Source organism: Plantactinospora sp. CA-294935 (genome assembly GCF_050936445.1).
GTDB lineage: Bacteria > Actinomycetota > Actinomycetes > Mycobacteriales > Micromonosporaceae > Plantactinospora.
In genome coordinates, this window is sequence record NZ_JBNJMU010000001.1 from 2,486,261 (window position 1) to 2,499,077 (window position 12,817).

Consider the following 12,817-nt stretch of genomic DNA (forward strand, 5'->3'; position numbering starts at 1 on the left):
ACGATCCGAGGCGGGGGGACGTTCGAGTGAGCGAGCTGGCCAAAGCCCTGCTGGTCGACGACCGGCGGGAGAACCTGATGGCGCTCGAGGCGATCCTCCAGGGGCTGCCCGTCCAGTCGGTCGCGGTGGAGAGCGGCGAGGCGGCGCTGAAGCAGCTCCTGGTGGAGGACTTCGCGGTCATCCTGCTGGACGCCCAGATGCCGGAGATGGACGGTTTCGAGACCGCCAGCCACATCAAGCGGCGGGAGCGTACCCGGCACGTGCCGATCATCTTCCTCACCGCCGCTGACCGGGACGCCCAGCTCGCCCTGCGCGGGTACGCCGTCGGTGCCGTCGACTACCTGACCAAGCCGTTCGACCCGTGGGTGCTCCGGGCCAAGGTCTCGGTCTTCGTCGAACTGTGGGTGAAGACCCGGCAACTCGCCGCACAGTCCGAGCTGGTCCGGGAGCGGGACAACCAGTGGCGGACGATGGCCGAGGCGGTGGACGACGCGGTGGCGCTGCTGCGCTCGGACGACCCGGAGGGGCGGGAGCGGGCTGTCGAGGTGTTGGAGCAGGCGCGCTGGGGTGCGGTGGCCTGAGGGTTCGGGCTCGACGCTGGCTGTCGCGGTCGGGCTGGGGTGCGGTGGCCTGAGGGTTCGGGTTCGACGCTGGCTGTCGCGGTCGGGTTTGACGCTGGGCGAATGGTGATCAGCGCCGGGGGCGGGGTGGGGGAGGCTGCTTTCGCGCGCCGTCGTGCGAGGGGTTGGGGGCCGGATCACCCGCTCTGGGCGGTCAGGCTTGATCCCGACGCGGGCGATCCGGCCCCCAACCCCGACCTGGTCGGGGTGGTCGGGTCGTCGGTGGCGTCAGCCGGTGGCCTGTTCGTTGCGGATCATCAGGGCGGAGCGCAGGCCGGTGATGTCCAGCACCCGGAGCAGGAAGTCGCCGACGTTGGTCAGCATCAGCAGGCTCTGCGCGTGGCTGGCCTTACGACTGAGTACGACCAGGGTGCCGAGGCCCTGCGAGTCGCAGAACGTGACATCGGTGAGATCCAGCACGATTCGGGACGGTGCGTCGCTGAGTACCTCGTTGACGACGCTGGACAGCCTGGCGGCGGTGAGCATGTCGATCTCGCCGGCGAGGATGAGTGTCACCTCGTCGGTGCCGCGCTGCACGCCGATGGTCAGGTCCGCCCGGTTCACCCGTTCAGCCTATCGCGACCTAGCCGAACCGGCCTCTGATGGACGTTCGCCCCGCCGATCGCCGAGGGGACCCGGCCCGGGTGATCGGCTGTCGGCGTGACGTGCGCGACGGCCCGAGGGGTGGGTGCCGGGCGCACAGGTAGCGCTGACAGAATGGCGGCACCGTGAGTGAGACGTACCCCGCCGGCCCCGGTCGCTATCCGGCCGCGGCACCGGCCTCCCAGGCCCTGTTCGACCGCGCCCGCAGCCTCGTGCCGGGCGGGGTGAATTCTCCCGTGCGCGCGTTCCTGGCCGTCGGCGGCACGCCCCGGTTCATGGCCCGGGGCGAGGGCGCGTGGCTCTTCGACGCGGACAGGCGACGTTACGTCGACCTGGTCTGCTCGTGGGGGCCGCTGATCCACGGGCATGCCCATCCCGAGGTGGTGGCGGCGGTGCAGGCAGCGGCCGCCGACGGGACCAGCTTCGGCGCCCCGACCGAGGCCGAGGTCGAGCTGGCTGCCGAGATCGTCGCGCGTACCCCGGTCGAGCAGGTCCGCCTGGTCAACTCCGGGACCGAGGCGACCATGTCGGCGATCCGGCTGGCCCGCGGCTTCACCGGCCGGGGCAGGATCGTCAAGTTCGCCGGCTGCTACCACGGGCACGTCGACGCGCTGCTCGCCTCGGCGGGGTCCGGGGTCGCCACGCTCGGCCTGCCGGACTCGCCCGGGGTCACCGGCGCGGCGGCGAGCGAGACGATCGTGCTGCCGTACAACGACGTGGCGGCGGTGGAGGCGGTCTTCGCGGCCCAGGGGTCGGAGATCGCGGCGGTCATCACCGAGGCCGCTCCGGGGAACATGGGTGTGGTGGCGCCCCGGGACGGCTTCAACCAGGCGCTGGCCCGGATCGCCCACGCACACGGCGCGCTGCTGATCCTCGACGAGGTGATGACCGGGTTCCGGGTCTCGGCAGGCGGCTGGGCCGGGCTCGATCCGGTCGACGCCGACCTCTACACCTTCGGCAAGGTGATGGGCGGCGGGCTGCCGGCGGCGGCGTTCGGCGGCCGGGCCGAGGTGATGGGGCGGCTCGCGCCGGCCGGACCGGTCTACCAGGCCGGCACGCTCTCCGGTAACCCGCTGGCCACGGCGGCCGGGCTGGCCTCGCTGCGGCTGGCCGACGCGGCGACGTACCAGCGGCTCGACGAGGTCGCCGCCACCGTGGGCAAGCTGGCGAGCGACGCGCTGGCCGCCGCCGGGGTGCCGCACCGGCTCTCGTACGCCGGGAACATGTTCTCGGTCTTCTTCACCGACGCGGACGTCTACGACTACGACACCGCGCGGACCCAGGACGTCGCGGCGTTCCGGGCGTTCTTCCACGCGATGCTGGCCGGCGGGGTCTACCTGCCGCCCAGCTCCTTCGAATCGTGGTTCGTGTCGACGGCGCTGGACGACGCCGCGCTGGAGCAGGTCGCGGCCGTGTTGCCGGTCGCGGCGGAGGCCGCGGCGGCGGCCGGTCACGGGGGGTAGGAAACGTGGGCAGCACAACGGTCGTGCACGTGCTCCGGCACGGTGAGGTGTACAACCCGGAGAAGATTCTCTACGGCCGGCTGCCCGGTTACCGCCTCTCCGAGCTGGGTGTGCAGATGGCGAAGGCGGCCGCCCAGGCGCTCGCCGAGCGCAACGTCACGCATGTGGTGGCGAGCCCGCTGGAGCGGGCCCAGCAGACGGCGGAGCCGATCGCGGCGCAGTTCGGGCTGCCGGTCGGGGTCGACGAGCGGCTGATCGAGAGCGCCAACTGGTTCGAGGGGAAGCGGGTCTCACCCGGCGACGGTTCGTTCCGGGACCCGCGCAACTGGTGGGTGCTACGCGACCCGGTCACCCCGTCCTGGGGCGAGGCGTACACGCTGATCGCCGAGCGGATGTTCGCGGCCCTGCACGCGGCCCGGATCGCCGCCGAGGGGCGGGAGGCGGTCTGCGTCTCGCACCAGCTTCCGATCTGGACCCTGCGCCGGTACGTCGAGCACAAGCGGCTCTGGCACGACCCGCGCAAGCGGCAGTGCGGGCTGGCCAGCCTGACCTCGTTCCACTTCGACGGTGCCAAGATTGTCGGGATCGGCTACACCGAACCGGCCGCGCACCTGGTCGCCATGTCGCCGACCGCTCGGACGGCCAAGGGGGCATGAGGTGAGTCGCCCCCGGTGGTCCGCCGGCCTCGGCGCGCTGCTCGCCGTCGCCGTGGCGCTGGCCGTGGCCGGCTGCTCGGGCGGCGACGGGGGCGGGAACGACTGGAAGGACGACTGCGCGACCACGGACGGCATCGTCGAGTGCGCGCCGGAGCACCGCCCGGCGGCTCCGCCGGTCTCCGGTGAACTGCTGACCGGCGGGACGTACGACCTGGCCGGGGAGCGCGGCCGGGTGGTGGTGGTCAACTTCTGGGGTTCCTGGTGCGCGCCGTGCCGGGCCGAGGCCGACGATCTGGAGGCGACCTACCAGGCGACCAAGGACCGGGACGTGCGCTTCCTCGGCATCAACATCCAGGACGGGCGGGACAAGGCGAAGGCGTTCGAGGCGGCCTACAAGGTGAGCTATCCCAGCCTCTTCGACCCGCCGAGCCGGCTGGCGCTGGCCTTCGACATCCCGCCGAACTCGATCCCGGCCACCATCGTGCTCGACCGGGAGAACCGGATCGCGGTGGTGATCCGGGCCGGTACCACCCGGGACAGGCTGGAGCCGATCGTCGCCCGGGTGGCCGACGAGAAACCGTCGGGCGGGCCCAACTGATGGCCGGGCGGGCCGAGTTGATCGCTGGGCGGGCCGAGTTGACGGCCGGGCCGGGTGCGGATCGGCGGCCGGCGCAGACGGGCCGGAGCTGCACGGTGCCGGGCGGGGCGGGCTGATGGGCGAGACCTTCGCCGAGCTGGCCGAGAGCGGGCCGGTGCTCCTGGCGATCGGGGCGGCCGCGCTGGCCGGCCTGGTCAGCTTCCTCTCCCCGTGCGTGCTGCCGCTGGTGCCGGGCTACCTGTCGTACGTGACCGGGCTGGCCGGCAGCGACCTGGAACAGCGCCGCGCCGCGACCGACCGCGCTCCGGACGGGCCGGGCGGGGAGTCGGCCGGCGGCGGAGTGGCGGTGGCCACCCGGCCGGCCCGGACGCCCCGGGCGGTCCGGGGTCGGGTGCTCGCCGGCACGCTGCTCTTCATCGCCGGCTTCACCGTCGTCTTCACCCTGACCGCGGTGCTGGTCACCGCCGTCGGGCAGGCGCTGTTCGCGCAGCGGCGACCGCTGGAGATCGGCATCGGCATCGTGATCATGGTGTTGGGGCTCTCCTACCTCGGGCTGGTCCCCGGGATGCAGCGGGAGTTCCGGATCCGTCGGCTGCCCGCGGCCGGCCTGCTCGGTGCGCCGGTCTTCGGGGCGGTCTTCGCGCTCTCCTGGGTACCCTGCGTCGGGCCGACCCTCGGTGCGGTGGTCGGGATGGGCACGGCGAGCGGTCAGGCGGACCGGGCCGCGCTGCTCGCCGTCGCGTACTGCCTGGGGCTGGGGTTGCCGTTCGTGGTGTTCGGGCTCGGCTTTTCCCGGCTGCTCGGACTGTTCCGGGCGGTGCGCCGGAACAGTCGCTGGGTCACCCGGGTCGGCGGCGCGCTGCTGATCGCGATCGGGCTGGCCCTGGTCACCGGCGGCTGGCAGGACCTGGTCATCTGGTTGCAGACCACGTTCGGGGTCGGCGAGGTGAGCATCTGATGTCGACCGAGGAGCGGGAGGCCGTGACCGGGGCGGGTGCCGCGCCGGCCGGCGTCGCCGAGGCCGAGCCGCCGGCCGCCGGCGGCCCGACCGGGGATGCCCAGCCGCCCCGGGTACGCCGTACCCCGCTGCCGCTGGCCCTGCTGCGCAACTCGTGGCGGCAGCTCACCAGCATGCGTACCGCGCTGATCCTGCTTTTCCTGCTGGCCCTGGCCGCGATCCCCGGCTCGGTGCTCCCGCAGCGCAACATCAACATCGAGAACGTCAACCGGTACGCCGCCGAGCATCCGGACCTCTTCCCGATCCTGGACCGGGTCGGCGGCTTCGACGTGTACGCCTCGCCGTGGTTCTCGGCGATCTACGTACTCCTGTTCACCTCGTTGGTCGGCTGCATCGTGCCCCGGCTGCGCGACCACGTACGGGCGCTGCGCGCCGCCCCGCCGTCTGCGCCGAAGCGGCTGGACCGGCTGCCCCGGCATGCGGTGCTGACCGACTCCGACGGTGACCTGGCCCGGATCGCGGCGGTGCTGCGCAAGCGGCGGTGGCGGGTGGTGGTGCGCGGCGACACCGTGTCGGCGGAGAAGGGCTATCTCAAGGAGACCGGCAACCTGCTCTTCCACTTCTCGCTGATCGGGGTGCTACTCGGCATCGGCCTCGGCTCCTGGTACGGCTGGCACGGCAACCGGCTGCTGGTCGCCGGCCCGGACAACGCGCTCTGCAACACGCTCCAGCAGTACGCGGAGTCCAAGCTCGGGCACCGGGTGGACGGGAGTGATCTGCCGCCGTTCTGCCTGGAGTTGACCGACTTCACGGCGAGCTTCCTGCCGACCGGGCAGCCGTCGTCGTTCCGGGCGACGACACTCGTGGAGCAGGGTGACCGGGCACCGTACCGGGCGAGCTTCTCGGTCAACGACCCGTTGCGGCTGGACGGAGCGAGCGTCTACCTGCTCGGGCACGGATACGCGCCGATCCTGCGCTACACCGACCGCAACGGCGAGTCGCTGGAGAGCGACGAGGCCTTCCTGACCATCGACGGCAACCTGACCAGTGAGGGCGTGGCGGCGTTCCCGGACGTCAACCTCGACCCGGTGACCGGGGCGCGTAACCCCGATCTTCAGGTTGCCTTCGAGGGGCTCTACTTCCCGACCGCGCCGGACGCGCCGCCGTTCGTCCGCTCGACGTACCCGGCGGAGCGGTCCCCGGCGGTGATGCTCTTCGCGTACCGGGGCAACCTCGGGCTGGACGCCGGGATCCCGGGTTCGATCTATCGGCTCGACCAGCGGCAGGTGAGCAGCGGCAAGCTCAAGCAGCTCGGCGACGGGAAGCTGCTGCGCCCGGGTGAGAAGTGGACGCTCGACGACGGCACGTCGGTGGAGTTCGTCGGCACCCGCCCGTATGTCACCATCTCGGTCCGGTACGACCCCGGCGAACGGATCGTGCTGATCAGCTCGGTACTGCTGCTGGTCGGACTGATGTCGTCGCTGTTCGGGCGGCGGCGCCGGGTCTGGTTCCGGCTTTCTCCGGCACCGGCCGACGCGACCACGACAGGTCGTAGTAGTTTGGTGGAGGTCGGTGGTCTGCCGCGTACCGAGTACGCGGGGTTCGCCGACGAGTTCGACCGGCTCGTCGCCGCGACGCGACCCGACGGGGTGCCAGCCGACGACGTGGCGCGACCCGGCGGGGCGCGACCCGACGGGGCGACGGAAGAGGGGACCGACTGATGGCCGCGCTGTCCGACCAACTCCTGGTGGTCGCGATCCTGGGCTACCTGCTGGCGATGATCTGCCACGCCGTCGAGTACGCCTTCGGCACCCGCAGCGTCATCGGCCGGGCGGCGGCGCGACCCGAGCGCGAGCGGGTGCTGGTCGGCGCCGGTGTCGGCGCGGCCGGCGGATCCGGTCCGGTCGACGATCCGGCGCCGGTCGCCGGGACCAAGCTGCCCGGCACCGACGCGCCGGTCCCGTCCGGCGGGGCGCGCTCGCCCCGGGCGGTGCTGGCCGGGCGGGCCGCCGTCGCGCTCACCGTGCTCGCCGCCGTGCTCCACCTCGCCGTGCTGACCACCCGGGGCATCGCCGCCGAGCGCATGCCGTGGGGCAACATGTACGAGTACCTGCTCTCGGTCACCTTCGTCGGGATGGTCGGCTGGCTGGTGCTGCTCTACCGGCGTGCGACGCTGCGGCACCTCGGGCTCTTCGTCACGCTGGCCATGGTGCTGCTGCTGGCCGTGGCCGGGCTGGTGCTCTACGTGCCGATCGTGCCGCTGGTGCCGGCGCTCGACTCGTACTGGTTCGTCGTGCACGTGGCGACGATCGCCACCTCGTCCGGCATCCTGCTGCTCGGTGCGGTGCCGGCGGTGATGTACCTGATCCGGCACGGCTACGACCAGGGCAAGCGCAGCTTCCCGTACAGCCTGGGCGTCCGGGTGCCGGCCGCCGACACGCTGGAGCGGCTGACCTTCCGGCTGCACGCGTTCGCCTTCCCGATCTTCACCTTCGCGGTGATGGCCGGTGCGGTCTGGGCCGAGGCGGCCTGGGGACGGTACTGGGGCTGGGACCCGAAGGAGATCTGGGCCTTCATCTCCTGGGTGGTCTACGCCGGCTATCTGCACGCCCGGGCCACGCCGAGCGTGAAGCGCCCGGTGGCGACCTGGATCGCCGTACTCGGCTTCCTGACCATGCAGATGAACCTGTACGGCGTGAACATCTTCTTCGAGGGCCTGCACTCGTACGGCGGCCTCGACTGATCCTTCCGACTCCTCCGGCGCGCGGCGATCTTTAGCCTTGACTTATATAAGCGGGACGTAGAAGATCGGTTGTGCGTGCGGCCGAACCGCGCGTACCCACCCTGCCGCCCGTGCCGCTAAGGAGTTCCGCGAAGTGTCTGCGATCGCGCCCCAGAAGGTCACCACGTTCCTGATGTTCCAGGACAGCAGGGCGGAGGAGGCGATGACCTTCTACACGTCGCTCTTCGACGACGGCGAGGTGCTCGCCGTCGACCGGTACGGCCCCGGCGAGGACGGCGCCGAGGGGACGGTGCGGCACGCCACCTTCCGGCTCGGCGGCCAGCAGTACATGTGCATCGACAGCAGCGTCACGCACGGGTTCGGCTTCACCCCGGCGGTCTCGCTCTATGTGACCTGCGAGTCGGAGAAGGAGATCGACCACCTCTACGGCGCGCTCGTCGAGGGCGGCCAAGAGCTGATGCCGCTCGGCTCGTACGGCTTCAGCGCCAAGTTCGGCTGGGTCAACGACCGCTTCGGCGTCTCCTGGCAGCTCACCCTGCCGACCGGGGCGGCCGTCGCCCAGTAGCCCCGCACCCGCACGATCGCGACCCGCTAATCCTGACCGCCGGACCGCAGCACCATGATTCTTGGCGAACTGTGGTTAGCAGCGTGCCACAACTCGCCAAGAATCATGGCGACACCCGGGTGGCCGGCTCGGGCCAGCGGCGGCCGTTCTGCCAGTACGCGTGGATCTCGGCCAGGCTGCGGTCCTTGGTCTCCGGTGCGCGCAGATAGAGGAAGATCCAGGTCAGCAGCGTGATCCCGAGCAACGCCCCGAAGGTGGCCACCCCGCCGAGCCCGACCAGCGCGCCGAGGAAGAACTGTGCCAGCAGGAAGTTGGCGGTGAGGTTGGGCAGCAGCAGGGCGGTGGCGCCGGCCCCGCGCAGGTGGTCGCTGTAGCCCTCGGAGGCGTAGACCCAGACCAGTGAGCCCAGTCCGGCGTTGAAGCCGACCGTGAAGAGCAGCAGCCCGACGAAGCCGAGCCCGGTGCCCCAGCCGTCGACGGATTCCAGGGCGAACGCGGCGACCAGCAGGCCGTGCCCGAGCGCCATCACCGCCGTACCGGTCAACAGGGTGGCCCGGCGGCCGAGCCGGTCGACCGCGACGGCGGAGCAGAGCGACGCGACCAGGCCGGCGAGCTGGACCACGGCCGGCAGCACGAGCAGCGCGAACGGGCCCCGGAAGCCCATCCCCTCGAAGATGCGCGGGCTGAAGTTGCCGACCGCGCTGATCCCGGTGAGCTGGACCAGCGTGCCGAGCACGATCACGAAGAGCGTCACCCGGCGGTAGCGCGGGCCGAAGAGCTCGCGCAGCGCGTTGGTCCGGCCGGCCCGCAGCGGTGACGCCATCGGATCGGCCCGCTCGCCGCCGGTCGGGCCGAGTGCCGGGGTCGCGCGCTCGCCGCGCAGGGCCAGCCCGTGCGGCGTCTCCGGCGCCGGGACCAGCAGCACCACCACGAGTACCCCGAACACCGCCGAGAGCCCGAGCATGATCCGCCACTGCCCGCTGTCGGCCAGCAGGTACGCCACCAGGAACGCCCCGACGATGCCGCCCATGGTGGCCACCTGGTGCAGTACGGCGATCCGCCCCCGGCGGGCGGTCGGGGCGGACTCGGCCACGAAGATCGGTACCACCACGCTGGTCACCCCCATCACCAGGCCGAGCAGGAACCGGGTGACGTTCAGCCAGAGCAGCTCGGCGACCAGCGGCGAGGCGGCGGAGAAGACCGTCGCGCAGACCGCCATCCAGAGCAGGGTGCGCTTGCGGCCCAGTACCGTCACCAGCCGGCCGGCCAGTACGGTGCCGAGGATCATGCCGACGACCGGTACCGCGAACAGGCTGCCCTGCGCGGTGGTGTCCAGCCCGAGCCGCGGGGTGAGGAAGAGCTGCGCGCCGGCCATCGCCGCGCCGAAGTAGCCGTAGTTGAGCCCGGTAGCGACGGCGACCGCCGTGGTCCGGGCGACGGTCGCGGCGGGGCGCCCTTCAGACATGCGAACGATCATCCGGCAGGGGCTGCCGGCGGGCCACTCCTTACCGGTCGCCGTCCCCTCCCGCAGCCGGTCATCGTTCACCTGCGCGAAGAACATGCGATCGAACTGGGTGCGCAGGTCCGGCCCGGTTGAGCGCCCACGATCCTCGACGAGAGCGTCGATCCCGGCACCGGATCACATGCACTGAACCTTTTTCAACCTTCCCTTGCGGTCCGGCGGGCCGCAAGGTCGGACGCGGTGCGTGAGCGCCGCGCGGTTCAGGTTGAAAAAGGTTCACTGAGACATATAAGGACGTGCTCCTGCTCACCGAATCCGATCCACCGCAGCTCAGCGCCAGCCAGCACGGATCAGATCGGGTGTGAGTTCACACTCGCCGCCTCGGCGGCGCGGTCGAGGAAGAGCGCGCGTTCCCGGGCGTTCCGGGTCAGCTCGGCGGCCCGGGCGAACTCACGCCCGGCCTCGTCGTGCCGGCCCAACCGGGCCAGCAGGTCGCCCCGGACGGCCGGTAGCTGCGGATATGTCGCCAGGAAGGGCTCGGCGACCAGCGTGTCGACAATGGCCAGACCGTCGGCCGGGCCGGTGGCGTTCCCGACCGCGACCGCCCGGTTCAGCTCGACGATCGGCGACGGCGACACGTGCGCCAGCACCCGGTAGAGCGCGGCGATGCGTACCCAGTCGGTCTCGGCGGCGTTCCGGGCCCGCGCGTGGCAGGCCGCGATCGCCGCTTGCAGGGTGTACGGGCCGATGCCCAGCGACTCGGCCCGGTCCAGAGCGGCCAGCCCGCGCCGGACCAGCAGCCGGTCCCAGCGTCGGCGGTCCTGGTCGGGCAGCAGGATCGGCTCGCCGTCCGGCCCGGTCCGGGCCGGGATCCGGGACGCCTGCAGCTCCAGCAGCGCCACCAGGCCATGCACCTCGGACTGCTCCGGCATCAGCCCGGCCAGGATCCGGCCGAGCCGCAGCGCCTCGGCGCAGAGCGCCGGTCGCGTCCAGTCGTCACCGGCGGTCGCCGAGTAGCCCTCGTTGAAGACGAGGTAGACCACCTCCAGCACCGAGCCGAGCCGGTCGGCCAGCTCGTCCCGGGGCGGCAGCTCGAACGGTACGCGTTTCGCGGCGAGGGTACGTTTCGCCCGGGTGATCCGCTGCCCGACCGTCGGCTCCGACACCAGGAACGCCCGGGCGATCTCGTCGGTACGCAGCCCGCCGAGCAGCCGCAGCGTCAGCGCCACCCGCCCCTCGGTGGGAAGCACCGGATGGCAGGCAGTGAAGACCAACCGGAGCAGGTCGTCGTCGATCCGCTCGGAGTCCAGCACGGCGGCCAGCTCCGCCTCGGTCGGGTCCGGCCGGCTCTCCACCTCCCGCCCCAGTTCCTGGAGCTTCCGCTGGTACGTCGTACGTCGCCGGATCAGGTCGACCGCCCGGTGTTTGGCGGTCGACATCAACCAGCCACCCGGATTCGGCGGTACCCCCTGCCGGGGCCACTGCTCCAGCGCGACGACCAGCGCGTCCTGGGCGAGTTCCTCGGCGAGCCCGATGTCCTGCACCAGCCGGGCGAGCCCGGCGACGATCCGGGCGGACTCGATCCGCCAGACCGCCTCGACCGCCTCCCGGCTCGCCCGCCCCGGTCCTCCCACCCCCATGCCTCCCGATCCAACCACGCCGGGCCGGCGGGCGTCTCAGCTTGTAGATCTTGACGACTTGTCGTCGCCGCAACGACAGTCGCCGCAACGACAACAAGTCGTCAAGATCCGCTGGGAATCGGGTGTGCGGAAGGAGAGTGGGCGGGTCAGGCGGGTGGTGGGAAGTCCTCCGGGCCGAAGACCCGGAGCACCTCACCCTCGCCCTCCCAGCCGGGCCACATGTCGCGGTGCAGCTCCAGGAACCGGGAGACCCACTCGACGGCCTCCTCCTTCGAGCGCACCTCGTACAGTGCGTAGCTGATCGTCTCCTTCGCCTCGGCGAACGGCCCGTCGGTCACGCTGAGCTTGCCGGTGGCGACCTGCATCCGCGCTCCCTCCGCGCTCGGGGCCAGCCCGCCCTGGTCGAGCAGGGCGCCGGCCGCGGTCGCCTCCTCGCCGAGCTGCATGATCGCCTCCATCAGTCCGGGCGGCGGCGGGGTCGTGGTCCGGGTCGCCCGCAACAGTGCCAGGTAACGCATCTCTTCTCCTCCGATTGGTTGTCTGCTCTGCTACGCCGTCTGCTGCCGGTCGGGTCAGTCGGCCCGGGCGGGGGTGGCCCGGCGGTACAGGTGGGCGGCCAGGGCGTACAGGTGGGCGGCCAGGGCCGAGAGCCAGGCCCAGGCCAGCACGATCGCCCCGGTGAAGGCGAGGTTGGACCAGACGGCTCCGGCACCGGCGGCCATCGCCAGGAAGCCGGCGAGGAACAGCACGCCGGTCAGCCGGGAGAAGGCCGCCCAACCCCGCCGTCCCTCGGTGGAGAACCGCCGGCCGAGGACCAGACAGGCCGCGATCAGGCAGCCGAAACCGATGACGCCGGCCACGAAGTGCAGCGTGCCGTGCCACGTTACCGCCGTGCCGGTCTCCGGGGTGCCGATCGGAAAGCCCAGAGCGGGGTCCGCCCGGAACGCCCCGGCGGCGAGGAGGCTGATCCCGTACGCCCCGATCAGTCGCGGCGCCCAGCCGGCGCCGGTGACCGGGGAGGGGCTACGGCGCAGTCCGACCGCGAGTGCGCAGGTCATCAGCCCGGTCAGCACCAGGTTGGTGATCTGGATCCAGCCGAGTGCGCCGTTGGCCAGCAGGCTCCAGGCGTGCCGGGTCAGGTCGAATCCGTCCCGGGTCAGCGCCTGGGCCAGCGACACCAGGACGTAGCACGGCCCGGCGAGCACGCCGTACGCCAGCAGGGTCCTGGTGACGCTGGTCGCCGGGTCGCACGGCTGTCCGGTCGGCCGGGCAGCCGCCCCGGAAACGGTGCTGTGCTGGCTCATCGTCTTCATCGTCGTCCTCCTTCGGTTCCACCGGTCCGGTTCGGTGCTCGGACCGGCCGCTACCCCTGCCTCGAACGGGCGACGACGGATCCGACGGGTGGGCCGAACTTTTTCGGAGAAATTTCCCGCGACTCGGCTGGCGCGGCTCTGACCTGGTCAGATCCGTCCGTCGCGTGCCGCCGTGGGAGAGCGGTCGTAGGCTCGG

General features: G+C 72.0%; 13 protein-coding genes. 8 read left to right on the plus strand and 5 right to left on the minus strand.

Annotation, left to right across the window (positions count from 1 at the left end; translation table 11 throughout):
• Positions 1 to 26: 26 nt before the first annotated feature.
• The gene (locus ACQEVC_RS11135; protein ID WP_432875984.1) at positions 27 to 581 is read left to right on the plus strand and encodes a response regulator; all 555 of its coding nucleotides are present in this window, start codon (positions 27 to 29) and stop codon (positions 579 to 581) included.
• A gap of 267 nt (positions 582 to 848) precedes the next feature.
• On the opposite strand, the gene ACQEVC_RS11140 is transcribed toward ACQEVC_RS11135, so the two are convergent.
• A complete protein-coding gene (locus ACQEVC_RS11140; RefSeq protein WP_432875987.1) occupies positions 849 to 1,184 on the minus strand; it encodes an STAS domain-containing protein in 336 nt (111 codons plus the stop codon).
• A 164-nt stretch (positions 1,185 to 1,348) separates the two neighbouring features.
• On the opposite strand from ACQEVC_RS11140, the gene hemL reads away from it, so the two are divergent.
• The 7 genes from hemL (at position 1,349) to ACQEVC_RS11175 (ending at position 8,206) form a co-directional block, all read left to right on the plus strand.
• Positions 1,349 to 2,686 carry a glutamate-1-semialdehyde 2,1-aminomutase gene (hemL, locus tag ACQEVC_RS11145; protein WP_432875990.1) on the plus strand — a complete coding sequence of 446 codons (1,338 nt, stop codon included), beginning with the start codon at positions 1,349 to 1,351 and terminating at the stop codon, positions 2,684 to 2,686.
• A gap of 5 nt (positions 2,687 to 2,691) precedes the next feature.
• A complete protein-coding gene (locus ACQEVC_RS11150) occupies positions 2,692 to 3,342 on the plus strand; it encodes a histidine phosphatase family protein (protein ID WP_101368544.1) in 651 nt (216 codons plus the stop codon).
• 1 nt (position 3,343) lies between these two features.
• Positions 3,344 to 3,940 (plus strand): TlpA family protein disulfide reductase, encoded by a 597-nt coding sequence (locus ACQEVC_RS11155; RefSeq protein WP_432875993.1) that lies wholly within the window; start codon positions 3,344 to 3,346, stop codon positions 3,938 to 3,940.
• 115 nt (positions 3,941 to 4,055) lie between these two features.
• The gene (locus ACQEVC_RS11160; protein WP_432875996.1) at positions 4,056 to 4,898 is read left to right on the plus strand and encodes a cytochrome c biogenesis CcdA family protein; all 843 of its coding nucleotides are present in this window, start codon (positions 4,056 to 4,058) and stop codon (positions 4,896 to 4,898) included.
• Positions 4,898 to 6,619 carry a cytochrome c biogenesis protein ResB gene (resB, locus tag ACQEVC_RS11165; RefSeq protein ID WP_432875999.1) on the plus strand — a complete coding sequence of 574 codons (1,722 nt, stop codon included), beginning with the start codon at positions 4,898 to 4,900 and terminating at the stop codon, positions 6,617 to 6,619. The genes ACQEVC_RS11160 and resB overlap by 1 nt, the downstream gene beginning before the upstream one ends.
• Positions 6,619 to 7,641 carry a c-type cytochrome biogenesis protein CcsB gene (ccsB, locus tag ACQEVC_RS11170; protein WP_432876001.1) on the plus strand — a complete coding sequence of 341 codons (1,023 nt, stop codon included), beginning with the start codon at positions 6,619 to 6,621 and terminating at the stop codon, positions 7,639 to 7,641. The genes resB and ccsB overlap by 1 nt, the downstream gene beginning before the upstream one ends.
• A 133-nt stretch (positions 7,642 to 7,774) precedes the next feature.
• The gene (locus ACQEVC_RS11175) at positions 7,775 to 8,206 is read left to right on the plus strand and encodes a VOC family protein (RefSeq protein ID WP_432876004.1); all 432 of its coding nucleotides are present in this window, start codon (positions 7,775 to 7,777) and stop codon (positions 8,204 to 8,206) included.
• Positions 8,207 to 8,309: 103 nt separating this feature from the next.
• Here ACQEVC_RS11175 and ACQEVC_RS11180 read toward each other — a convergent pair whose 3' ends face one another.
• The 4 genes from ACQEVC_RS11180 to ACQEVC_RS11195 form a co-directional block, all read right to left on the minus strand.
• Positions 8,310 to 9,671, minus strand: a complete 1,362-nt coding sequence (locus tag ACQEVC_RS11180; protein ID WP_432876006.1) for an MFS transporter — start codon at positions 9,669 to 9,671, stop codon at positions 8,310 to 8,312.
• A 347-nt stretch (positions 9,672 to 10,018) separates the two neighbouring features.
• Positions 10,019 to 11,308, minus strand: coding sequence for an RNA polymerase sigma factor (locus ACQEVC_RS11185; RefSeq protein WP_432876008.1), 1,290 nt, complete (start codon positions 11,306 to 11,308; stop codon positions 10,019 to 10,021).
• A gap of 146 nt (positions 11,309 to 11,454) precedes the next feature.
• Complete coding sequence (locus ACQEVC_RS11190) at positions 11,455 to 11,826, minus strand: YciI family protein (protein ID WP_432876011.1); 372 nt, start codon at positions 11,824 to 11,826, stop codon at positions 11,455 to 11,457.
• A gap of 54 nt (positions 11,827 to 11,880) precedes the next feature.
• On the minus strand, positions 11,881 to 12,621 hold the full coding sequence (locus ACQEVC_RS11195) for a DUF998 domain-containing protein (protein ID WP_432876014.1): 741 nt from the start codon (positions 12,619 to 12,621) through the stop codon (positions 11,881 to 11,883).
• Positions 12,622 to 12,817 lie beyond the last annotated feature (196 nt).